Source organism: Comamonas sp. Y33R10-2 (assembly GCF_019355935.1).
In the GTDB taxonomy this organism is placed as follows: domain Bacteria; phylum Pseudomonadota; class Gammaproteobacteria; order Burkholderiales; family Burkholderiaceae_C; genus Comamonas.
The window spans coordinates 735,304-758,846 of the sequence record NZ_CP079925.1 but is presented as its reverse complement, the minus strand read 5'-3'; the positions used below and the strand labels follow the sequence as shown (position 1 = coordinate 758,846).

20 protein-coding genes are annotated in these 23,543 nt (G+C 57.2%); 15 read left to right on the top strand and 5 right to left on the bottom strand.

The features are described 5' to 3' along the window. Positions 1-54: 54 nt before the first annotated feature. From dxs to xseB, 3 genes are all read right to left on the bottom strand, one after another. Positions 55-1,920 (bottom strand): 1-deoxy-D-xylulose-5-phosphate synthase, encoded by a 1,866-nt coding sequence (dxs, locus tag KUF54_RS03390; protein WP_219345245.1) that lies wholly within the window; start codon positions 1,918-1,920, stop codon positions 55-57. 65 nt (positions 1,921-1,985) lie between these two features. Then, positions 1,986-2,927, bottom strand: a complete 942-nt coding sequence (locus tag KUF54_RS03385) for a polyprenyl synthetase family protein (RefSeq protein ID WP_219345243.1) — start codon at positions 2,925-2,927, stop codon at positions 1,986-1,988. Positions 2,928-2,989: 62 nt separating this feature from the next. Beyond that, positions 2,990-3,229, bottom strand: coding sequence for an exodeoxyribonuclease VII small subunit (gene xseB / locus KUF54_RS03380; protein WP_219345241.1), 240 nt, complete (start codon positions 3,227-3,229; stop codon positions 2,990-2,992). A gap of 435 nt (positions 3,230-3,664) precedes the next feature. On the opposite strand from xseB, the gene KUF54_RS03375 reads away from it, so the two are divergent. The 3 genes from KUF54_RS03375 to KUF54_RS03365 all read left to right on the top strand — a co-directional run bounded on the left by KUF54_RS03375 (position 3,665) and on the right by KUF54_RS03365 (position 7,058). After that, positions 3,665-4,789, top strand: coding sequence for an aromatic ring-hydroxylating dioxygenase subunit alpha (locus KUF54_RS03375; RefSeq protein WP_219345239.1), 1,125 nt, complete (start codon positions 3,665-3,667; stop codon positions 4,787-4,789). 210 nt (positions 4,790-4,999) lie between these two features. After that, a complete protein-coding gene (locus KUF54_RS03370) occupies positions 5,000-5,914 on the top strand; it encodes a DMT family transporter (protein ID WP_219345237.1) in 915 nt (304 codons plus the stop codon). 232 nt (positions 5,915-6,146) lie between these two features. Continuing rightward, positions 6,147-7,058 (top strand): sulfurtransferase, encoded by a 912-nt coding sequence (locus tag KUF54_RS03365; protein WP_219345235.1) that lies wholly within the window; start codon positions 6,147-6,149, stop codon positions 7,056-7,058. Here KUF54_RS03365 and KUF54_RS03360 read toward each other — a convergent pair. Then, entirely contained in the window at positions 6,988-8,265 is a 1,278-nt protein-coding gene (locus tag KUF54_RS03360) for a GGDEF domain-containing protein (protein WP_219345233.1), read from the bottom strand. The two genes, KUF54_RS03365 and KUF54_RS03360, sit on opposite strands and share 71 nt — an antisense overlap. A 400-nt stretch (positions 8,266-8,665) precedes the next feature. Between KUF54_RS03360 and flhD the strand changes: the two genes are divergently transcribed. From flhD to KUF54_RS03340, 4 genes are all read left to right on the top strand, one after another. Beyond that, a complete protein-coding gene (gene flhD, locus KUF54_RS03355; protein ID WP_219345231.1) occupies positions 8,666-8,992 on the top strand; it encodes a flagellar transcriptional regulator FlhD in 327 nt (108 codons plus the stop codon). Between the two features lie 49 nt (positions 8,993-9,041). After that, complete coding sequence (flhC, locus tag KUF54_RS03350; protein ID WP_219345229.1) at positions 9,042-9,596, top strand: flagellar transcriptional regulator FlhC; 555 nt, start codon at positions 9,042-9,044, stop codon at positions 9,594-9,596. A 360-nt stretch (positions 9,597-9,956) separates the two neighbouring features. Continuing rightward, positions 9,957-11,012, top strand: coding sequence for an AraC family transcriptional regulator (locus KUF54_RS03345; protein ID WP_219345227.1), 1,056 nt, complete (start codon positions 9,957-9,959; stop codon positions 11,010-11,012). A gap of 191 nt (positions 11,013-11,203) precedes the next feature. After that, complete coding sequence (locus tag KUF54_RS03340) at positions 11,204-13,261, top strand: TonB-dependent receptor domain-containing protein (RefSeq protein WP_219345225.1); 2,058 nt, start codon at positions 11,204-11,206, stop codon at positions 13,259-13,261. A gap of 112 nt (positions 13,262-13,373) precedes the next feature. Here the strand turns inward: KUF54_RS03340 and ppc are convergent, their stop codons facing one another. Beyond that, positions 13,374-16,211: a phosphoenolpyruvate carboxylase gene (gene ppc, locus KUF54_RS03335; protein WP_219345223.1), complete on the bottom strand. Its 2,838-nt coding sequence runs from the start codon at positions 16,209-16,211 to the stop codon at positions 13,374-13,376. Between the two features lie 80 nt (positions 16,212-16,291). On the opposite strand from ppc, the gene hemC reads away from it, so the two are divergent. The 8 genes from hemC to KUF54_RS03295 all read left to right on the top strand — a co-directional run bounded on the left by hemC (position 16,292) and on the right by KUF54_RS03295 (position 23,387). Next, positions 16,292-17,248 (top strand): hydroxymethylbilane synthase, encoded by a 957-nt coding sequence (hemC, locus tag KUF54_RS03330; RefSeq protein WP_219345221.1) that lies wholly within the window; start codon positions 16,292-16,294, stop codon positions 17,246-17,248. Positions 17,249-17,271: 23 nt separating this feature from the next. Next, a complete protein-coding gene (locus tag KUF54_RS03325; RefSeq protein ID WP_219345219.1) occupies positions 17,272-18,105 on the top strand; it encodes a uroporphyrinogen-III synthase in 834 nt (277 codons plus the stop codon). Continuing rightward, positions 18,102-19,223 carry a uroporphyrinogen-III C-methyltransferase gene (locus KUF54_RS03320; RefSeq protein WP_219345217.1) on the top strand — a complete coding sequence of 374 codons (1,122 nt, stop codon included), beginning with the start codon at positions 18,102-18,104 and terminating at the stop codon, positions 19,221-19,223. The genes KUF54_RS03325 and KUF54_RS03320 overlap by 4 nt, the downstream gene beginning before the upstream one ends. Before the next feature lie 18 nt (positions 19,224-19,241). Continuing rightward, positions 19,242-20,552, top strand: coding sequence for a heme biosynthesis protein HemY (locus tag KUF54_RS03315; RefSeq protein WP_219345215.1), 1,311 nt, complete (start codon positions 19,242-19,244; stop codon positions 20,550-20,552). Between the two features lie 177 nt (positions 20,553-20,729). Next, entirely contained in the window at positions 20,730-21,293 is a 564-nt protein-coding gene (locus KUF54_RS03310) for a cytochrome b (RefSeq protein ID WP_219345213.1), read from the top strand. A 35-nt stretch (positions 21,294-21,328) separates the two neighbouring features. Beyond that, a complete protein-coding gene (locus KUF54_RS03305) occupies positions 21,329-21,904 on the top strand; it encodes a YceI family protein (protein WP_219345211.1) in 576 nt (191 codons plus the stop codon). 83 nt (positions 21,905-21,987) lie between these two features. Next, entirely contained in the window at positions 21,988-22,563 is a 576-nt protein-coding gene (locus KUF54_RS03300) for a YceI family protein (protein ID WP_219345209.1), read from the top strand. Between the two features lie 173 nt (positions 22,564-22,736). After that, entirely contained in the window at positions 22,737-23,387 is a 651-nt protein-coding gene (locus KUF54_RS03295) for a VOC family protein (protein WP_219345207.1), read from the top strand. The last annotated feature ends 156 nt before the right edge of the window (positions 23,388-23,543 follow it).

Below are 23,543 nucleotides of genomic sequence, written 5' to 3'. Positions count from 1 at the left end.
GAAAAAGGCCCTTCGATGAAGGGCCTCGTTTCAAGGGTGCTCAGGCACTACCGATCAAGATGCCAAGCGCTTTCGGATAGAGGCTTCTATACCCGCCGCATCCAAGCCCTGCAGGCTCATCAGCTTGGCCGGGTCACCATGCTCGATGAACTGATCGGGCAGGCCCAGCTGCAGCACGCTCTTGGCCATGCCGTGAGCGGCCAATGCTTCCATCACCGCCGTACCTGCACCGCCCATGATGCAGCCGTCTTCCAGCGTTACGATCAAGTCGTGCTCAGCAGCTAACTGGAGTAGCAGCGCTTCATCCAGCGGCTTGGCCCAGCGCATATTGGCAACGCTTGCATCCAGCGCCTCGGCGGCTTGCAAAGCTGGGTACAGCAACGTGCCAAAGGCTAAGATTGCGACTTTCTTGCTGGCCGATTCACGGCGAATTTCACCCTTGCCAAAAGCTAAGCCTTCCAGACTTTCTAACGGGGCCACGCCCACACCCGAGCCGCGCGGGTAGCGCACGCAAACGGGGTGGTTTTGCTCATAAGCCGTGCTCAGCAACTGGCGCGTTTCGCGCTCGTCTGCCGGGCAAGCCATGCTCATGTTTGGAATGCAGCGCACATAAGCCACGTCATAGGCACCGGCATGGGTTGCACCATCCGCACCCACCAAGCCCGCGCGATCGAGCGCAAAAACCACGGGCAGGTTTTGCAAGGCGACGTCGTGAATTAACTGGTCGTAGCCGCGCTGCAAAAAGGTCGAGTAGATGGCCACCACGGGCTTGAGCCCTTCGCAAGCCATACCGCCCGCGAAGGTGACTGCGTGTTGCTCGGCAATCCCCACATCGTAGTAACGGTCAGGGAAGCGCTTATGAAACTCCACCATGCCGGAACCTTCACGCATGGCGGGCGTGATGCCTACCAAGCGCTGGTCTTTGGCTGCCATATCGCACAACCAGTTGCCGAACACCTGCGTGAAGGTTTGCTTTGCCGGCGCTGTTGATTTAACCAAGCCCACCGTCGGATCAAACTTGCCGGGGCCGTGATAAGCAATCGGATCAGCCTCAGCCAGCTTGTAGCCTTGACCCTTTTTCGTGACCACGTGCAAGAACTGCGGGCCTTTGAGGCTCTTGATGTTCTCTAGCGTAGGGATCAGAGAATCCAAGTCATGGCCATCAATAGGGCCAATGTAGTTAAAGCCGAACTGCTCAAACATGGTGGCAGGCACGACCATGCCCTTGGCCTGCTGCTCAATGCGCTTGGCCAATTCCAGCAGCGGCGGCACTTGCTTTAAAACGCTCTTGCCCACATCACGCGCCTTGGCGTAGAACTGGCCGCTCATCAACTGCGCCAGATAGCGGTTCAACGCACCTACTGGTGGGCTGATGCTCATGTCGTTGTCATTCAAGATGACCAGCAAATTGGCATCTGCCACACCACCGTTGTTGAGCGCTTCAAAGGCCATGCCGGCCGTCATAGCACCATCGCCAATCACGGCAATAGCGCGGCGGTCTTCGCCCTTTTGCTTGGCCGCCAGCGCCATGCCCAGTGCTGCGGAGATGCTGGTGGACGAGTGACCGGCGCCAAAAGCGTCATATTCGCTTTCGGTGCGCAGCGGAAAGCCCGAGATTCCATCCAACTGGCGCAGTGTGGACATGCGGTCGCGGCGACCGGTCAGAATTTTGTGTGGGTAAGTCTGGTGACCCACATCCCAAACGATGCGGTCATACGGAGTGTTAAACACTGCATGCAGCGCCACCGTGAGTTCAACCGTGCCCAGATTCGAGCTGAGGTGACCGCCTGTCTTAGAGACACTGTCGATCACATAGCCTCGCAGCTCTGCGGCCAGCGTCTTGAGCTGCGCACGCGGCAGGCGGCGCATCTCTGCGGGATCATTAATGCTCTGCAGCAAAGGAAATGTGTTCGTGGACATGTTCTATATTTTTGATAGCTGCTAGCGCTTGCCAATAATGGAATATAGGGATTTTTTCTTGCTTTTTAGTATGTGCGCTGCACAACCATATCAGCCAGCGCAGCTAGCGCACGTGTATCTTGCAAACCGCTGCGAGCCAACGCTGCATGGGCCAGCAGGCGCAACTCTTCAGCGTGTACACGTGCCGCTTCCAGCCCCAGCAGAGACACAAAAGTCGGTTTGTCGTTGGCGGCATCCTTGCCTGCTGTCTTACCCAAAGTGGCCGAATCTGCGACCACATCCAAAATATCATCCACCACTTGGAAGGCGACGCCCAGCGCCTGGCCATAGTCGGCCAGCGCAGCCAGCGCCTTAGCATCCGTCTGAGCATTACAAGCCGCGCCCATGAGCACACTGCCCAGCAGCAGTGCACCCGTCTTGAGGTGGTGCATTTCGCGCAGCTGCGCTTCATTCAACTGTTTGCCAACACTGGCCAGATCAATCGCTTGACCGCCTGCCATGCCTTGACCACCTGCAGCGGCGCCCAGCAGGCGGCACAGCTTGGCCTGCATGCAGCTGGGGATGCCCTCATCCTCGGGCAAGAGCAATTCAAAGGCCAGCGCTTGCAATGCGTCACCTGCCAACAGAGCTGAGGCTTCGCCAAACTGCACATGCACGGTGGGCTTGCCGCGACGCATGATGTCGTTGTCCATGCACGGCATATCGTCGTGCACCAGCGAGTAAGCGTGAATCAGCTCCACCGCGCAGCCAGCGCGCAGCGAGGCAGCGGCTTGCCCGCTTACGGCTTCGGCAGCAGCCCAGACCAACAGCGGCCGCAGGCGCTTGCCGCCATCAAGTACGGCGTAGCGCATGGCTTCGCCCAAACCTGCAGGCGTGTTGATACCGACCCAGCGCGACAGCGCATCCTCGGTGCGAGCCAGTCGCTCCTGCATCCAGGCAGAGAAATCCAGAGCAGGCGCACCCGCGTTCAAAGAGGTCGACGGTTCAGCAATCATTGATTCATTCATGGGCGGCATATTTCAAGGCAACGTTCATTAGATTGAGCGCTAGGCCAACTCGTGCACAGGAGTTAGTCCTGTGTCCAAGCCGACAACTTGCCCTCATCGAGCACCTTGACTTGCTCTTGCACGGCATCCAACTTCCCGCGGCAAAAACCCAGCAGCTCAGCGGCGCGCTGATAGCCACTGAGCATCTGCTCCAGCGGCAACTGGCCAGATTCGATCTGTGCAATCAGTTGCTCCAGCTCCTGCAATGCAGCTTCGTAGCTGGCAGGCTGATCAGATTTTTTCGCAGCGGCGGCCTTGGGCATGGATGGTGTGGGTTGGTGTTAGACGGAAAGGTCGATTTTAGGCCCCCCTTTCTCACCAGCGCCCAATGACCGCAAAGCAGGCCTTTGCTTTGTGTATTCAAGAAGGCTTTTGCAGCGCCCGTACCTGTGCGGACTGCAAGCCGAGAGTGGCTAAAGCCCTGCCTATGCAGGTTTTCAAGTAACTGACGACTAGCTGTATCAACAAGCCCTACAGCAATACACGTATCAGAAAAACGGCAATAACCACACAGCTTACAATCCCATTCCCGCCAAACCGGCCCTGCGCTTGGTCATTTTGCTCGGGCAGTCTGGAAGCTGCGCTCTCAAGTTCAGCCCCTTGACCGCCTGAAATCGTGTCCAGACAAGGCCGGTTTCTTTATTTACCGTGTGCGCACGTGCACCCTCCCTGTGGGGAGTCTTTAGGTCAGATCACCCATGACTGATTTAAGTCTTCAACTGCAGCAGGCCGCAAGCCAACTACCAGTTTCAAGCTATTTCGACCCAGCGCTGTTTCAGCGCGAGTTGGAAACCATTTTTAAACATGGCCCTCGCTATGTGGGCCATCAGCTAGCCGTACCCGAGATCGGTGACTACTACGCTCTGCCTCAAGAAAACGAAGGCCGGGCGCTGGTGCGCAACACCAAGGGCGAGATCGAGCTGATCTCCAACGTCTGCCGCCACCGCCAGGCCGTAATGCTCAAGGGCCGGGGCAATCTGAACTCCGAAGGCAAGGGCCACGCCGGGGGCAACATTGTCTGCCCGCTGCACCGCTGGACTTACAACACCAGCGGCGAGTTGCTGGGCGCGCCCCACTTCAGCCACGACCCGTGCCTCAACCTCAACAACTACAAGTTGCGTGAATGGAACGGCCTGCTGTTCGAAGACAACGGCCGCGATGTAGAGGCGGACCTTGCGGGCATGAAGCTGCGCGAGCATCTGCAGTTTGAGGGCTTTGTGCTGGACCATGTCGAGTTGCACGAGTGCAACTACAACTGGAAGACCTTCATCGAGGTCTATCTAGAGGACTATCACGTAGGCCCCTTCCACCCCGGCTTGGGCAACTTTGTCACCTGTGATGATTTGAAGTGGGAGTTTGCCAAAGAGTACTCGGTGCAAACCGTGGGCGTGGCCCCCAGCTTTGGCAACCCCGGCTCAGACACCTATAAAAAATGGCACGACGTGCTGCTGGCCTACCGTAACGGCGAGCTGCCTGAACGCGGAGCCATCTGGTTGACCTATTACCCGCACATCATGGTGGAGTGGTACCCACATGTGCTGACCGTCTCGACCCTGCACCCGCTGGCCGTGGACAAGACGCTAAACGTGGTGGAGTTTTTCTACCCCGAAGAAATAGCAGCCTTCGAGCCCGAGTTTGTACAGGCGCAAAAAGCCGCCTATATGGAGACGTGCATCGAAGACGACGAGATTGGAGAACGCATGGATGCCGGCCGCAAGGCTTTGTATCTGCGCGGCGACAACGAGGTTGGGCCTTACCAGAGCCCTATGGAAGACGGCATGCAGCATTTTCATGAGTGGTATAGGACTGTGATGACCCCCTGAGGTGCTTTGCGCCCTCACCCTCTCTTTTCCGGGAGGGGACCACAGCCTCGCAGCGGGGCGGCCCTTGCTCGCTGCCTCTTGCTTTGGCCACGCGGGTTTTATGCGTTATTGCCTAGGTGTAGAAAATACTAAAAATGATAGCTGCTAGTGCTTTATTGATAAGGACTAGCAGCTATTTTTATGCTTAATTGAGTGAGAACTAAGCCAAATATGCAAGCCCTGTGGATGGTGCTGGCCGCACTGATTTTTGCGGTCATGAGTGTGTGCGTGAAGTATGCGTCTCAAGACTTCAATACTGCCGAGATCATTTTTTACCGCGGCCTCATCAGCATGGTGCTCATTGCGTGGATGGCCAAAAACAGCGGCGTGACACTAGCTACCCGCTACCCGCGCGAACATGCTTGGCGCAGCTTCGTGGGGGTCACCTCCATGGGGGCTTGGTTTTACGCCATTGGCCATCTGCCACTGGCTACTGCCACCACGCTCAACTCCATGAGCAGCATTTGGATGGCTGTGTTTATCATCGCCCAAGGGCTTTGGCTGCGCCACAGTTTGCGCAAAACCTATGCGGCAAAGCCCGAGACACGCCTTGCCATTCCAGCCTTCCCTTGGGCTCTGGTCTCTACCGTTGTGCTCAGTTTTATCGGCGTGCTGCTAGTGCTGCGCCCTACAAGCGCACCGGCCAGCGAATGGGCAGCAGCTATGGGCGGTCTGTTTGGCGGCATGTTTGCTGCCATGGCCTATATGCAAGTGGCGACACTCTCGCGCATGGGCGAGCCTGAAACCCGCGTTGTTTTCTACTTCTCGCTGGGCTCGGCCATTGCGGGCGGCATCGCCATGTTGATCATTGGCATCTCCCCCTTCCCCGGCTGGAGCACCCTATGGTTGCTGCCTGTGGGCATTCTTGCCGCCATTGCACAAATTTGCATGACCAAGGCATACGCTGCAGCGGGCGGCAAGCGCAACACGTTGGTCGTGGCCAATTTGCAATACACCGGCATTGTGTTTGCCGCTTTGCTCAGCCTCATGCTGTTTGGCGAGAGCATTCCGCTGATTGGCTGGATAGGCATTGTGCTGATTGTGGCCAGCGGCGCGGCGGCAACGGCATTGAGATCTAGAGCTTAACCCCCTGAGCGGCTACGCCGCTTCCCCCAAGGGGGGGACGACAGCCTCGCTGCGGGGCGGCCCTTGCTTGCTGTCCCTTGCATTGGCATGTGCCTGTTTAAAGCCACTCCCCTATTCAACGATGAAGCACCTTGAGTAATTAAGCGTTTGCTCAATCGCATAATGGTTTGCATACCGCAGGTCAGCACCGAAAAATGGCCTGCACCAGCTACATTTTTTGGAGCAGCTAGTTATGACTACACCTAGGCCAGAAGGCTATAACACCCTGATTTCTGTCGCGCAGTTAGCCCAGCTCAAGGCCAGCGGCAAGCCCGTGATGGTGTTTGATTGCAGCTTCGATCTGATGAATCCGCCTGCAGGTCATGCACAGTATCTGCAGTCGCACATTCCAGAGGCCGTGTTTGCCGATCTGGACAAAAACCTCAGCGCCCCACACGGTGCACCCGGTGAGGATGGGCAGGTTGCCACCAGCACGCAGTCCGAATCAGGTGGCCGCCACCCCCTACCGACACTTGAGCGCTTCTCAGTCTGGCTATCGTCCATCGGCTTTGCCAACGATATGCAAGCTGTTGTCTATGACCGCAACGGCGCCAACTACTGCGGCCGCCTGTGGTGGATGCTGCGCTGGGCCGGGCATGATGCGACTGCCGTATTGGATGGCGGTTTGCAAGCTTGGCAGGCCGAAGGCCACGCCGTGAATGCAGGTGAAGAGCCCAGCCATTTCCAATCCAACTTCGAGTTGAGCCAGCCATTAGAAACGCTAAAAACCGTCTCTCAGGTCGAAGCCGAACTGGGCCAGCCCAGCCAAACCCTAATTGATGCTCGCGCCCCCGCCCGTTATCGCGGCGAAGTGGAACCTCTGGATCCGGTGGCCGGTCATATCCCCGGCGCACTCAACCGCCCATTTAGCAGCAATATTGCCGCTGACGGTCGCTTCAAACCTGCAGCACTGCTCAAGGCCGAGTTTGATCAGCTGCTCGCTGGCCGTGACCCAGCCACCGTCGTGCACCAGTGCGGCAGCGGTGTGAGCGCCACGCCGAATGTGCTGGCCATGCGAATTGCAGGCTTTGCGCCTACTGCTCTGTTTGCGGGTAGCTGGAGCGAGTGGTGCAGTCAGCCAAATCGCCCGGCTGAGGAGGGCTAGCCCTTCCTCGGACAGGCCTGGCTTGCGCTGCCAAATTTGGATTGGGCTTGAACTTAGGCGTGGGCTCGCCCTCAGCCCACTCCACCCGATTTCGGCCCAAGCCCTTGGCCGCATACAAGGCTGTATCTGTGCGCTCCAGCAGCGTCATTGCGCCTTCGCCCTCTCGAAGCTGAGCCGCGCCAATAGAGACGGTGTAAGCAATGCAGACACCTGAAGGCAGTTGCGCAGGCATGCTGGCAACCTTGGCTCGCACGCGCTCCAGCAGCACCTCGCCATCAGCTTGCGAGGTATTGGGCATTAGCAGCACAAATTCTTCCCCGCCCCAGCGCGCCCAGACATCGGCTGCTCTGACGCAACTGGCGACCCGGCGAGAAAAGTCCTGCAGCACCTGATCGCCTGCAGCATGACCATAGCTGTCGTTAACTTTTTTGAAAAAATCCAAGTCCAGCTGTGCCACCAACAAAGGCTGGCCATTACGCCTTGCTCTTAGCTCTTCTAGGCGCAGCATGTCTTGCATATAGCGGCGATTGGGCAAGCCCGTCAGCTCATCACGGGTCGCCATTTCATGAATCTGCGCCACGGCCTCTGCCAACTCACTTTTTTGGATTTGCAGGCGCTCGCGCATGGTGTTGGCACGCAGGCTCAATATCGTCGTCATGGTCAAAACCATCACCACCACCAGCAAATAAACCGCCGCCAATGAAGCAGGCATAGGGTCATAAGGCATGCCCCACTGCACCACGGCAGCCGCCACGCCATAGGCCAGCAATCCATAAGCCATCAAGCCCTTGATCTGCTGGGGGCGCAAACTGAACACCGCAAACATCATGGCCACGGCCAAGAGTGGCGGAGTGATGCCGCGACTCGATCCCGCAATCACATAGGCCACAGCATTGCTGGTGATGCCATAGATCATTTGCACGCTGGTAAACGCCGGATCATCCCAATCACGTGTGGCGCCGCTGCGAATCAAAGCAAAGCTGCCCAGCACACAAGCGCCACTGGCTAACGACCACCAGCGCACCCATTGATGATCAATCAGCGCTGTGGTGGCGAGCAGCTCCACCACCAAAATGCAGAACGCCATAAACAAACACGCCAGCCCTGTCGTAATCAAAGACATACGCAAACGCGAATCCGTCGTCAGCAATGCATCCAGCAGACTGATGCCCCTTATGCGTTGAGCACTCACTAGCCACTCCTTCATACGCACTCTCCAAGAAATGGTCTGAGGCAATCAAATTCAACTCACGCAAAACGACCTCAGTACGTCGCGCAATTTCGATTTGAATGTCCCAGATGCAGCCAAAAAACTGTCTATTTCCTAGCTTGGCTTTTTTGCGCTCAGTTCACAATAGGCATCAACAGCAAGGGATTACCGCAAAGCGACGTAATCCGAATTTCGACTCTTCAAGTCATCCACAAGGACGTCATGCAAGTAAGGGAAATCTGACAACAGTGCTGGCGTAACCAGACTCGCTGTACCTCCCTGCCCCGACTTCAGTTCGATCAGGGTCTGAAACACAATCCATTTCAACAGATCGCAACACATCTAACGTCTTGTTTGTGTCAATCGTTCGGTCTGTCGAGATTAAAGGACCAGACCCATGAATAACGAACAACTGCTTGCCGAGATCCGCGAAGCCAACCTCACTTACCTGATGCTGGCCCAAACCCTGATCCGCCAGGACAAGGCCGAGGCCGTGTTTCGCCTGGGTCTGAATGAAGAGTCCTGCGAGCTGCTGGGCTCACTGTCTTCAGCGCAAGTGCTCAAGCTTTCATCGCGCAACACGCTGCTGGCCAGCTTCCGCGCTGACGATGAAATGGTCTGGAGCTTGCTGACCAACCACAGCAGCAACAAGATTGGCAACGCTGCCACCAACACGCTACACGCCAATATCCTGATGGCCAGCCGTATCTCCGAAGTGCTCTGAGTAGCGACAACGACTCAACCTGCACCTACCCCGTTTTAAGGAGATACAAATGCCCGCTGCAGCCAAAACCACCGTCAAAAGCGTTCTGAACGAATCCAAGCAAATCGAGCGCGCCGCCATGCTCATTGAGATGGGCGCCCGTATGCAAGTGCTGGAGTCTGAGACCACGCTGTCTTACGAACGCCTGATTCGGCTGTACAAGGAAATTTCGGGTAAATCTCCCTCCAAGGGCCAGTTGCCGTTTTCAACGGACTGGTTTCTGACTTGGCAAGAAAACGTGCACAGCTCGCTGTTTCTGAACATCTACGAATATCTGTCCAAGGGCGTAGAGCTGGATACCGCCGAGCAACTGACTAAGGCCTATCGCCTTTACGCCGAACAAATTAAAACCGCTGAGCTGGAAGTGCTGCTTTCCTTCACACGCGCTTGGCGCTTGGTGAAGTTTGTCGATGCACAAATGCTCAGCCGCACGCAATGCTCAGTTTGCAAGGGACAGTTTGTGACCGAGCCCTATGAGAATGCGCGTCACTATCAGTGCGGCTTGTGCAATCCGCCTGCACGTGCGGGTAAGAGCAAGGCAGCTGGATCGTTGATGTTGCACTAACGAGCTCCCTGAGCGGCTGCGCCGCTTCCCCTCTCTGCCTCGCGGAGGGGGACGACAGCCTCGCTGCGGCGCGGCCCTTTGCTTGATGTCTCTGGGTTGGAGTGCGCCAGTAATGAAGCTCAGCTCATTATTTTCATAGCTATTAGCGCCTTATATGAAAAGGGTTTGAAGCATTTTTATGCTTCAAACCCTTTATTCATTGACACAAACTACTCCTGAATGAGGAGTTTTAGTCTTGCATAGACCCGTATTGCGCCTTGTTGCGATAGCCGCTTGCAAGGATTTTGACTGGAGAAGCTAAGGGGGAAATAGGTTTAAATAATAATTATTCTCATTTGTAGCAATTTCACCCTACCTACTATGCAGCGAGCACACCCCGGCCCCAGCAAACAAGCCCGCACGCAAAACCGCTGGCTGGGCTTGGGCACAGTCAAAGCTCCGGATTTTGCAGGTACGCAGTCTCAGTTTTTTAACGGCTATGTATCGGAGCAAGACCCCTTACTCAACGGCCATATCAAGGCCGTCCAAGTACACCCTGACTTATGGCTACATGCCGTAGAGGGTTGTGATTTGCGCACCTTCACCAGCAAAAGCCCTGCGCAGCAAGGACTGCATATCGTGATCGTGCTTGAAGGCAGTGTGGACGTGGCTTTTGGCGGCTTGCCTTTACAACTGCCCCAGCCCTGCTCTGAAGTTAGTACCGAAGCCGGTGCTGCAGCGGCTCCTAAATCCCGGCTACCGCATGCGTCTGGGGCTCTTGTGAATACCTGCAAGCATGAAATTTTTGTGCGCAACTGGCGCATGGGCAAGTTTGAACGCAAGCTCAGCCTGCGCGTGCATCCTCGGCTTTTGCAATCGCTGGCGTGCACCACCGGCTACACCCACTTGCAATCAATGCTGGAGCAACACCTGTATGTGCAACTGTGGAAGCCGTCTGCCCGGGCTGTGGTGCTGGCCGAGCAAATCATTCACCTGATTGGCCAAGAAAACGCCACATTGCTGCTTCAAAGCCGCACGCTGGAGTTTTTGCACGAGGCCGTGCAGCCGCAAAAGCAGAATGACCCAGAAGACAGTTCGCGCCCGGCTTTGCATTTGCGCAACCATTTGCGCATGGCCAAACTCAAAGCCATGCTTGATGCCCAGCAAGATGGCGGCGCTATGGTGGCTGATCTTGCCCGAGACATGGGCATGAGCCCCAGCGCTTTGCAAAGACAGTTTCGCCAGCTTTATGGCAGCAGCATTGACGAGTACCGACGTAGCCAGCGCTTAGATCATGCACGGGCCTTGCTGGCGCAAACTGGATGCAGCGTGCAAGAGGTGGCTCACTCCAGCGGCTACACAAGTGCGGCGAACTTCTCCACTGCATTCAAACGCCGCTTTGGCATATCGCCCAAGCTGGTACGCAGCCGGTTTTAGCCAAAGGCTTGCTCTGTGCGCCAATGCACCCCTGCGGTCAGATAAGAATGATTATTGATTGCAGCGCAAATGTTTGCGCGTGCTGCGCAAACCATTGCGTGAGAGGCAAATGCTTCAATCCTTTACTGTTTTTGAGCGTTCATAGCCCATAGCGGGCTGTGACCACATTTGCTTCTCCCTCATTGATTGCCATGAAAATTTCCAGCCGCCACGCTGCCTTGTCGACGCCACTGCACGCCCTTGCCCTTGCAAGCCTTTTCACCTGCGCTGGCGCTTCTGCCGAAACGCAAATGGAGACCGTGGTGGTCACTGCCAATGGCGCGCAGCAGGCCATTAAAGATGCACCTGCCTCTATCAGCGTCATCACCCAAGAAGATCTGAAAAAAGGCAATTACCAATCGGTGGCAGATGCGGTCACGCAGGTGGAAGGCGTGTCGGTGGTTGGTGACACCGCCAACACTGCAGACATCTCCATCCGCGGTCTACCCGGTGACTACACTTTGATCTTGGTCGATGGTATGCGCCAAAACACGCGTGAAACCATGAACCGCGGAACGGGCGGCGTGCAGTCCTATCAGTTGCCGCCGCTGTCAGCCATTGAGCGCATTGAAGTAGTGCGCGGCCCCATGTCCTCGCTGTACGGCTCCGAAGCCATGGGGGGTGTGATCAACATCATCACCAAAAAAGCACCCACAAAATGGAGCGGCAGTGTTTCAACCTCCGCCACTTTGCAAAGTGACAAGGACTTTGGAAATTCCCGCCAAAGCGAGTTCTGGTTGGGTGGTCCCGTTCATGGAGAGATGCTGGGCCTGCAAGTTTCCGGCATGCTGCGAGACCGCAATGAGGCCGGCAATTACTACAGCACCGTCAATGGCGCGAACGGCCAAGAGCAACACCGCTTGGGTGCCAAGCTGACCCTGCGCCCCAGCAGCCGCCAAGAAGTGGTACTGGACTTAGGCACGGAACGCCTAGAGACCGAGGTCACCTCCGGCCGCTCCACACAGCCCGGTGCACGCGTTCCCTTGCTCACGCAAACGATGTACGCCCGCACCAACTACGGGCTCAGCCATACCGGTCGCTGGAGCTTTGGCAACACCAAAGTGGCGCTATACAACGAGGATTCGAAGCACGAAAGCGCTAGTGCCCCAACAAGAAAGGTCTCCAACACCACGCTAGATGCCAACCTCACCATGCCATTTGACAAACATGTGGTGCGCATGGGCGGTCAAATGTTGCGCAGCGAGCTGAAAGGTCTGAACAATGAAACTGGTGTAATTACTGGCCACCCAACCAACCCCAACACCATCTCATTGAGCAATTACGCATTGTTCCTGGAAGATGATTGGTTAGTTACCGACAAGCTAACCCTCACCGGTGGTATGCGTTTTGATAAAGATGAACGTTCGGGCTCCCACCTGTCGCCACGCCTATACGCTGTATACCAAGCGTCCAGTGCACTGACTCTGCGCGGCGGTGTGACTACAGGTTTTAAAGCCCCCACCATCCGCCAAAGCAGCGCTGAGTACTGCATGAGCTCCGGTGGCCCTACCAACATCCCAGGCTCACTGTGCGGTAATCCTGCTTTGAAGCCCGAAACCAGCGTCACGCAGGAGTTCGGTATGAGCTACGAATGGGCCCCTGCGCACATTCTCACGGCCACCCTCTACAACACCAACTTCCGCAACAAGGTGGTTAGTTTTGACACTGGCGTTAAAGACCCCCTCGACCGCACCGGTGCGAACAACATCTATGTCTACGACAACGTGGACAGCGTGAAAATCCGAGGTTTAGAGTTGGGTCTCAAAATGCCGCTCACACGCAGCTTGAGCCTGAACGCAAATTACACCTATACCCAGTCCAAGCGCCAAGGTGGCTCCGAGACCGCCTACAACGGCAACTCTCTGGATGGACAACCTCTGGAGCGCACGCCCAAGCACATGCTTCATGCCAAGCTGGACTGGCAAGCCAGCGATGCGCTTCAAGCCTTTGCCCGCCTTAACTTCAACGGACAGGCTCGCTATGCAGGCTACCGTAACTACGCCATGGACACGCGTACCCGTGGCAGCTCAGTCACGCTCGACTTCGGTGGCAACTACGCCATCAACAAGCAAGTCAGCCTGCGCTTTGCGCTGCTGAACGTGACGGATCGCAAGGTCGCTGTTGATGAGCGCGGCCGCAGCACATTGACAGGCAACTGGATCGTAGATGAAGGCCGCCGCCTGTGGCTCGGCATGAATGCACAGTTTTAAACGCATGATCAGCGGTCTGACCGGATGAGCCTCTCAGGCCGACCTGCAATGCATTAAAGCCAAAGAGCCTCGCAACGCGAGGCTCTTTTTTATGAGCAGATCTTGATGTGCTTCACCCCGTATTGCGCACCCCTGCCGCAATGCCGTTAATCGACAGGTGAATACCGTTTTTCACCCGATCATCGGTTTGACCCGCACGCCAGCGGCGCACCAGCTCGACCTGCAGATGGTGCAGCGGGTCGATATACGGAAAGCGATGACGGATAGAGCGAGCCAACGCCGAGTTGTGCTCCAGCCGCTGCTTGTCGCCGGTGATCTGGTTGAGCGCATCCACGGTGCTATGCCATTCGGCCTCAATAACGCTGAAGATTCGGCGGCGCAAGCGCGCATCGGTCACCAGTTCGCTGTAGCGCGATGCAAGGTTCAGATCGCTCTTGGCCAACACCATGTCCATATTTGACAGCAGCGTTTTGAAGAACGGCCACTGGCGGTACATTTTTTGCAGCAAGGCCAGTTGCACCTTGGCATCTTTACCCGGGCGGTGAATAAAGGCCTGAATCGCTGAGCCAAAGCCGTACCAGCCGGGCAGCGTCAAACGGCACTGACCCCAGCTAAAGCCCCAAGGAATAGCGCGCAGATCTTCAATCGCCTGCGTGGGTTTGCGCGATGCGGGGCGTGAACCGATATTGAGTTCGGCAATTTCACGAATCGGCGTGCTGCTGAAGAAGTAATTGGTAAAGCCTGGTGTCTCGTACACCAGCGCACGGTAAGCAGCCATGCTGGTTTCAGACAAAAACGCCGCGGCATCCAAGTACGCCTTGGTCGCAGGCTTGGTCGGTTGCAGCAGTGTGGCTTCCAGCGTCGCAGCGACCAGCGTTTCTAGGTTTCGGCGTCCAATTTCTGGATTGGCATATTTAGAGGCGATAACCTCACCTTGCTCCGTCAAGCGAATCTGCCCACGCACGGTACCAGGCGGCTGGGCCAAAATAGCCTGATAGCTGGGGCCGCCGCCGCGCCCCACCGTGCCGCCACGGCCGTGAAACATGCGCAGTTGAATGCCATAACGGTCGCCCAAATCATCAAACAGCTCAACGAGAGCCAGCTCAGCACGGTACAGCTCCCAGCTGCTGGTAAAGATGCCGCCGTCTTTGTTGCTGTCGCTGTAACCAAGCATGATGTCTTGCTCAGCGCCGCTTTTCTTCACCAGATCGACAATGCCGGGCATCTGGTAGTAGCGGCGCATGATGGGCGCAGCGTTGCGCAGGTCTTCGATGGTCTCAAACAGCGGCACCACAATCAGGTCGCATTGCGCGCCGTCTTGTAATGTGCCGCGCAGCAGGCCCACTTCTTTTTGCAGCAGCAGCACTTCGAGCAAGTCACTCACGGTTTCGGTATGGCTGATGATGCAGTGGCGAATGGCCTCAGCGCCCAGCTGCTCGCGCAGCTGCTTTGCGGCTTCAAAAATAGCCAGCTCGCTGCGGCTGTGTGCGCTGTAATTCGCGCCCATTACGCGCAGCGGGCGGGCATCTTCCAGCAAGCGCACCAGCAGGGCGCATTTGGCATCTTCCTGCAAAGCGCTGTAGTCCTGCTCGACCTTGGACACAGCCAACAGCTCGCGCACCACTTCTTCGTGCTTGTCAGAGCTTTGGCGCAAGTCCACCGTGGCCAGATAAAAGCCGAACACCTGCACCGCACGCATCAGCGGGCGTAGGCGCTGAGGGGCCAGCGCATCGCCGTGAAAGCGCGACAGCGATTCATCAATAATTTTGAGTTCCGCCAAAAACTCAGCGGCCGATGCATAAGCGTTTTGCGGCGCCACCGCATGGCGGGCCGCTTCACCGCCCGTCAATGTTTTAAGCGTGGCAGCCAAGCGCGCATAAATACCAGTTAGTGCTTTGCGATAAGGCTCGTCGCTGCGGTGCACATTGTGGTCGGGCGATGCCTCGGCCAGCGCTTGCATCTCAGGGGTGATGTCCACCAAGTTAGCTGACAGCGACAACTCGCCGCCCAAATAATGCACCTCGCGCAGATAGTGGCGCAGCGCCACATCGGCTTGGCGCGACAAGGCCAGATGCAGGCTATCGGCCGTCACAAAGGGGTTGCCGTCGCGGTCGCCGCCAATCCATTGGCCCATGCGCAAAAAGCTTTTCTCAGGCAGTTTTTCGCCCAAGTCCTGTTCTAGCTGCTCGTAAATCTTGGGAATCTCTTGCAAAAACGTCGCTTCGTAATAAGACAGCGCGTTTTCAATCTCATCGGCCACCGTCAGCTTGGAGTGGCGCAGCAGCCGCGTTTGCCACAGCTGGGCAACGCAGGCGCGCAACTGCGCCTCCACCCGTGCCAGCTCGCGTGGGGTCAGCGCATCTTTGGCGCTGTTGTAGAGCTGGGCACGCATCAAAATATCGTCGCGCTCAGCCAGCAACTGGGCGATGCGGCGCTCGGCCGTCAAAATGCTTTGGCGCTGCACCTCGGTGGGGTGGGCAGTGAGCACCGGCGAGATAAAGCTTTTAGCCAGCGTCGCAGCCACGGCGGCAGGCGCAATACCAGCCCAGCGCAGGCGGGCCAACGCCACTTCAATGCTGCCTTCTTGCGTGTTGCCTGCGCGCTCATGCACAGCGCGGCGGCGAATGTGGTGGCGATCTTCAGCCAGATTGGCCAAGTGCGAGAAATAGGTGAAGGCGCGAATCACGCTCACCGTCTGGTCGCTGGACAGCCCTTTGAGCAGCTTTTTCAAGGCCTTGTCAGCAGCTTCATCGGCATCGCGGCGAAAAGCCACGGAGAGCTGACGTACTTGCTCGACCAGTGCAAAAGCGGCCTCGCCTTCTTGCTCGCGGATCACATCACCCAAAATTCGGCCCAGCAGGCGAATGTCCTCAATCAGCGGCAAATCCTTATCGGTCTTGCGCACGGGCTTACCGCTCTGGGCTACATTCTTAGGGCGGGCAGAAGCCATCGACTATTCTCCTCGGGCACTATGTAAGACAACTTGCCATGCTAGCATTCCCCGTTACCTGTTAGCTACCGGCGCCTGCTATGAATTCCCCATCGTCTACACCCTCCCCCATCGTCATTGCCACCCGCGAAAGCCAGCTGGCCATGTGGCAGGCAGAGCATGTGCAGGCGATCTTGCGCAGCCGCGGCCACACGGTTGAGCTGCTGGGCATGACCACCAAGGGCGACCAGATTTTGGACCGCGCTCTGTCCAAAGTCGGCGGCAAAGGCCTGTTCGTTAAAGAGCTCGAAGTCGCTTTGGAAGAAGGCCGCGCCGATCTGGCCGTGCACTCTTTAAAAGACGTGCCCATGGAGCTGCCCCAAGGCTTTGTGCTGGCCTGCGTGATGACCCGCGAAGACCCACGCGATGCCTTTGTCTCTAATAAATACGCATCGCTTACCGAGCTGCCACAAGGCGCCGTGGTTGGCACCTCCAGCCTGCGTCGTCAGGCCCTGCTGCAAGCCCTGCGCCCCGACCTGAAAATTGAGCCGCTGCGCGGCAACGTCAACACACGATTGCGCAAGCTCGACGAAGGCCAATACGACGCCATCGTGCTGGCCGCTGCCGGCTTGATGCGACTTGAGATGAGCGATCGCATTCGCGCAAAGTTCGAGCCGGCGCAGATGCTGCCCGCAGCCGGCCAAGGCGCTTTAGGGATTGAAGTGCGCGCTGACCGCCAAGACATCATTGACGCTCTGGCCCCGCTGGCCCATATGCCCACTTGGCTGACCGTGACGGCCGAGCGCGCTGTGAGCCGCTGCATGGGCGGCAGCTGCTCTATGCCTTTGGCTGCCTTTGGCCGCTTTGAAGGCGACACACTTCATATGCAAGCGGCTTGGGGCGACCTTGAAGGACAAAAGCAAGGACAAAATGGCTTGATCAGCGTGCAAGCCAGCGCCGAAGTGAAAGACTTTGCCAGCGCCAACTCTTTGGGCGAGCAACTGGCCGCACGCCTGCAAGCCGCAGGCGCCGTGCCCGCTAGCCCCAAGCAAGACTAAGCATCCAAGCAAGTAAGCAAGCCATGCACCGCGTTCTAGTCACCCGCCCCTTGCATGATGCAAAGCCTTGGGTGGAGGCTTTTCGCGCACATGGCCTACTGGCCGAGGCCTTGCCGCTATTAGCTATTGGCCCTTGCACAGATGAGGCTAGCCGCCAAGCCCTGATCGCCGCTCGCCTGCGCGCGCAGCAAGGCTGCTACCGGGCGGTGATGTTTGTCAGCGGCAATGCCGTGCAGCATTTTTTTGAACCAAACAAGCCTCTGGTCATTGACGATATTGGATTTTTAGCTCCTAAAACAAGAGCATGGACACCTGGCCCCGGCACAGAAGCGGCCTTGCTCGCAGCAGGCTTGCCCGCCCCACAAATTGATGGTCCAGCGCCCAATGCAGCGCAGTTTGAGTCTGAAACGCTGTGGCAAAACGTGCATACGCAAATTCGCCCGGGCGACCGGGTGCTGATTGTGCGCGGGGCCAATTCAGCCATCACCGCCAACGATTCAATGAACCACTCACTGACTCAAGGCGCAGGTCGCGACTGGCTGGCCGCCCGCTTGCGGGCTGCGGGTGCAAAGGTCGAACTGCTCTCAGTTTATGAGCGCCAACTGCCGCAGTGGGGCGTGCAGCAGCTGGATTTGGCAAAAAACTCAGCCAACGACGGCGCCCTGTGGCTGTTCAGCAGCTCCGAGGCTGTTGCCAATTTGCAACAGCTCTTACCTACTCAAAATTGGCATCAAGGCTTAGCACTCACCACCCATGAGCGCATTGCAAACAAAGCACTTTCTGCAGGTTTTGGCCGTGTTTTGCGCAGCAGGCCAAGTCTGAATGACGTGGTCGCGTCTATAGAATCAGCGCTATGAGCTCTGATGCCATCCCCACCGTAGATAACAAGCCCGCAGACGCCGCGCCCGCCCCCCATCCAACCATCACCAGCAGCCGTGGCGCGCCTATGGCTGTGGTGCTAACGCTAGGAGCTGTTGCCGCAGCCGCTTTGATTGCCTGCGGCATGCTGTGGCAGCGCGTGGGCAATATGCAAGGGCAGCTGGCACTGCAGTCAGCGCAATCCGGCGCTCAAGCCGTTGAAGCGCGCACGCTGGCTAAAGATGCGCAAGACTTGGCCCGCGACAGCGCCGCCCGTGTCTCTGTGATGGAAGCTCGTGTGGGCGAGCTCAGCCTTCATCGCAACCAGCTCGAAGAGCTGATGCAAAGCATGTCCCGGTCGCGGGATGAAAACATGGTGGCCGATATCGAATCATCGGTGCGATTAGCCCTGCAGCAGGCCGAGCTCTCAGGCAGCCTGCAGCCGCTGGTGACCACCCTTAAATCTGCAAAAAAGCGTGTTGAAAGCACCGAACAACCTCGCCTTGCGCCTGTGGTGCGAGCGATGGACTTGGACTTGGACAAACTCTCGCGCATGAGCGTGACCGATACCACCGGTGTGCTCAGCCGCATTGAAGAGCTGATTCGTCAAGTCGACGATCTACCGCTGCTCAACGATGTGGGCCGCGCCCGCAGCCGCACCGCTGCGCAAAACAATAGCGCCCCCCATCAAGCTGCAGACCATGCATCTGGCGGTGCCGCTGATCTTTCAGCCACCCAATGGCTGTGGTGGCAAGGTCAAGGCCAGCGCGTTTGGGATGCCTTCAAAAATGGCGCGACCGACTTGGTGCGTGTGCGCCGCATTGATCACCCTGAAGTAGCCCTGCTAGCTCCCGAGCAAGGCTATTTTCTGCGCGAGAACCTTAAGCTGCTGCTGCTCAACGCCAGACTGGGCTTGCTCTCGCGCCAGTCCCAATCAGCCCGCGCAGACCTGAGCGCATCAGGCGCTTTGCTGCAAAAATATTTCGACAACCGCTCGCGCCGCACCCAGCTTGCACAAGCGCAGTTGCAGCAAATTCAAACCAATCTGCATGCCGGCGGACAGCTGCAACTGGACGACACGCTCAACGCGCTGGCCACTGCAGCGGCTGGCCGCTAAGCCAAGGAGGACACAGAGATGCGCGCCGCCTTGTGGTTAATGGGTTTGTTTGCCATGGCTGTTGCCTTGGCCTTGTTTGCGGGTAACAACCAAAGTTCGGTGACTTGGTTCTGGTCGCCTTACCGGGTGGACATGTCGCTAAATTTAGCGATCGTTTTGCTCTTTTTAGGCTTTGTACTCATCTACGCCGCACTGCGCGCACTTGCCGCGCTGCTGCAAATGCCGCACCAGGCACGCCGCTGGCGCATGCAGCAAAAAGAGCGTGCCATGAACCAAAGCTTACTTGAAGCGTTCTCGCACCTGCAAGCCGGTCGTTTTTTGCGCGCCCGCAAATCAGCACTGATCGTTTTAGCGACCGAACAATCGCTGCGCCAAAGTGATGCGAGCTTGCCCTATGGCCAGCGCCTAAGCGCCACAGCCAACCTGCTGGCCGCTGATGCATCGCACGCCCTACAAGACACCCCCTTGCGTGACAAGCACTGGCAGCAAGCTCTTGAGTTGCTGCCCGTGCCCGGCAATATGCAGGATGAAGAAATCCGCGAAGGTGCGCAAATGCGGGCCGCCCGCTGGGCACTAGATGACCGCGACGCCACCGAATCCATTCGCCGCCTTGGCGAGCTACCACTGGGCGCAAGCCGCCGCACCATTGCGCTGCGCATCAAACTCAAGGCCGCACGTTTGGCTGGCAACACCGAAATTGCGCTAGACACCGCCCGCCTACTGGCCAAGCATCGCGCCTTCTCACCCGCTGCATCGGCCAGCGTGGTACGCGGCTTGCTGCTAGCGAGCATTCGTGATGCACGCGACACCTCATCGCTGCAGCAGTTCTGGCTGTCGCTCGATGAAGAGGAGCGCGCCATGCCCGAAGTTGCCATTCCCGCAACCGAGCGCCTCATTGAGCTGGGCGGCGAAGCCCCACAAGCGCGCACCTGGCTGCTGCCCGTGTGGGAGCATTTGCTAGGCCACCCCGGCCCACGCACCGAAGCGCACCTACTCAAGCTGGTTCAAGTGCTGCAGTCCTGCCTGAGCAAGCTCGACGGCGCATGGCTGGCCCGTATCGAAGCTGCCGCCAACGCCCACCCCCGCGAGCCACGCCTGCAATATCTGGCCGGCATGGCCTGCGTGCAGCGCGAGTTATGGGGCAAAGCCCAGCTACTCCTAAGCCGCGCCGCCCCTCAATTACAAGACTCTCTTTTGTGCACCCGCGCTTGGCAGCGTTTAGCGCTGATGGCCGAGCACCGCGGCGATATGCAGGCATCAGCTATGTCATGGAAGCTAGCTGCGCAAGCTATGGTTGTGCTTCCGGAGAACCCGGCGCGCGACGAGTAACATGACCGCAATAAAAAAGCCCCGAGTTTTTGCACACTCGGGGCTTTTTTATTCCATCGCTGCCATCATTCATCTTTTTTGAATTGTTTCCTCAAAACCGCTGAACCTTTTTGCACAACCCGCTTCATACACTGCATAGTTAGCGCGTTGGTCGCACCTTCTTTTTTTTGTAGCAGCATGAACAACACCTCTTCTTTAACCAAGCGCTACAGCCCAGTCGCCATCGCCCTGCACTGGCTGCTGGCCTTGGCTTTGATCAGTATTTTTGGTTTTGGCTTGTATATGACAGGGCTGCCGTTTTCACCCACGCGTCTGAAATATTTCAACTGGCACAAATGGGCGGGCATGACGATTTTGTTGTTGTCGGCGCTGCGCCTTATCTGGCGCATCACCCATCGTCCGCCTGAGCTACCTGAAGCCGTCACCCGCACCATGCCTGGTTGGCAACGCATTGCCCACCACGGCACACACCACCTGATGTATGCGCTTTTCTTGGCGATTCCGCTGGTGGGCTGGATGTATAGCTCGGCGGCTGGCTTTCCCATCGTGATGTTTGGTCAATTTCCTCTGCCAGATTTGGTGAACAAGAGCCCTGAGCTGGCCGAAGCCCTCAAGCCTTGGCATGCCTATTTGGCCTATGCACTGGCAGCGCTGGTGGCGATGCATCTTGCAGCTCTCATCAAGCACCAGTTCATCGACCGCGACGGCTTGCTCTCTCGAATGCTGCCTGGCAGCCGCTAACCCTTGTTTTATTGAACACCACGGAGTTTGTTTCCATGAAAAATTTGTTCAAAGCCACCGCAATTACCGCTGCACTCGGCATTGCTGCCATTGCAAATTTGGCCCATGCCAATCAGGCTCTAGTTCCCGCACAAAGCGCCGTGAACTTTGAAGCCAAGCAAATGGGTGTGCCGCTCAAGGGCCACTTCAAGAAGTTTGACGCCAAGATTGCCTTTGATGCAGCCAAGCCTGAAGCCAGCAAGATTCACTTCAGCATCGACACCGGCAGCGCCACCATGGGCGCCAAGGAAACCGATGCCGAGCTGCCCAAGGCAGACTGGTTCAACGTGGCCAAGTTTCCTCAGGCCACTTTTGACTCCAGCGCCGTGAAGGCTCTGGGCGGCGGCAAGTTCCAGGTCGAGGGAACGCTGACCATCAAGGGCAATGCGCAAAAGGTGAGCCTGCCCGTGACACTGGCCCAATCCGGCACTACCACCACGGCCACAGGCACTTTGCCGCTCAAGCGTCTGACCTTCAAGATTGGCGATGGCGACTGGAAGGACACCTCCATGGTGGCCGATGAGGTCAATGTGCAGTTCAAGCTGGCCCTGACCGGCGTCGGCAAGATTTAAGTCTTTTTAGCCTCTAGTGCTTGATAACCAAGCGCTAGTAGCTCCTGTTTTGATAGTTTCCACCCCCTCAAGGAGTTTTCAACATGCGTTCTGCTCTGTTTGCCCTGGCCGCTGTCTCTGTGTTTGCTTCTGCGGCTCAAGCTGCCCCCGCTACTTACGCGGTTGACCCTAGCCACACTTTTGCCTCGTTCGAGATCGACCACTTCGGTGCATCGACCAACCGCGTGCGCTTTGACAAGAAGAGCGGCACCATCCAGTTCGACAAGGCGGCCAAGACAGGCAAGGTCGAGATCGAGCTGGACATGACTTCGGTGAACTCCGGCACCCCCGCTTTCAATAAGCACCTGCAAAGCGCCGACATTTTTAATGTGGAGAAATTCCCCACAGCCAAGTTTGTCTCTGACAAGTTTGTGTATGACGGCGACAAGCTCAAGGAAGTCACCGGCCAGCTGACCATGCTGGGCAAGACAGCTCCCGTGACCATCAAGGCCAACAAGTTCACCTGCTACGAAAGCCCCATGCTGCAAAAGCGTGAAGTGTGCGGTGGCGACTTTGAAGCCACCATCGACCGCACCCAATGGGGCGTGAACTACGCGATCCCTTACGGCTCGCCCAAGGATGTGCGCTTGGTCCTGACCATTGAAGCTGTGAAGCAATAAGATCAGTCAGCGACTTCATTGCCTTGAAAGCCCAGCCCGTGAAAACGGTCTGGGCTTTTTTCATCTGCCGCTGCTCTTTTGAGTGCTCAAACCCCTTTCATTAAAATTTACTTTAGGTTAATCAATTACGAATAGTAGAATCCCATCATTCTCAAAAATCCCAGGAGACATCCATGAGCCAGACCGCCCCAACACCGGTTTACTCCCAGCCCCAGCGTGTTGACATGAGCCAGCTGCCTGCCCCTGCCAACGTGCAGCAGCTTCACCACTACGCCTACAAGGCCAAGGATGCGGAAGAGACCCGCCATTTCTACGAGGACATCCTCGGTCTGCCGCTCTATCACATCATTCAAAGCGACTACGTGCCCTCCACGGGCGAGTACTGCCCGTACACGCATTTTTTCTTTCGCCTCAAAGATGGCAGCTTCATCGCCTTTTTTGACATTGGCGACGACGCAGCGGCCCTGCCCTCGCCCAACTCGCCTATCTGGATCAACCACATCTCTTTTCGTGTGGATACCGAGCAAGAGCTGGAGAACACCAAGGCCCGCCTGCAAGCCTGTGGCGTCGAAGTGCTGGGGGTGACGGACCACCACATCTTCAAGAGCATTTATTTCTTTGACCCCAACGGTATTCGCCTGGAGCTGACGGCCCAGCTGGCCGATGCCGTGCAAATGCAAAAAGAAAGCACCACGGCCCACGCCCGTCTGGCCGAGTGGACAGCCCGCAAAGAGCAATGGCGCAAAGAGCGCGCTGAAGGCAAGTCTGCGGCTACTCTCAAGCCTCAGGGTAATGATCGGCCTGAGTTCATCCCTACCCCCTGAGCGGCTTCGCTGCTTCCCCATCAAACAGGAAACAAGGGGATGACGCCATCGCCGCGCGGCGGCTCTTGTTTGCTGCCTCTGAGTTGGGTCATGTCTATTCGAGTAACAGCTTCCTGATTTGATAGCAGCAAGTGCTTGATAGATATGAGACAAGCA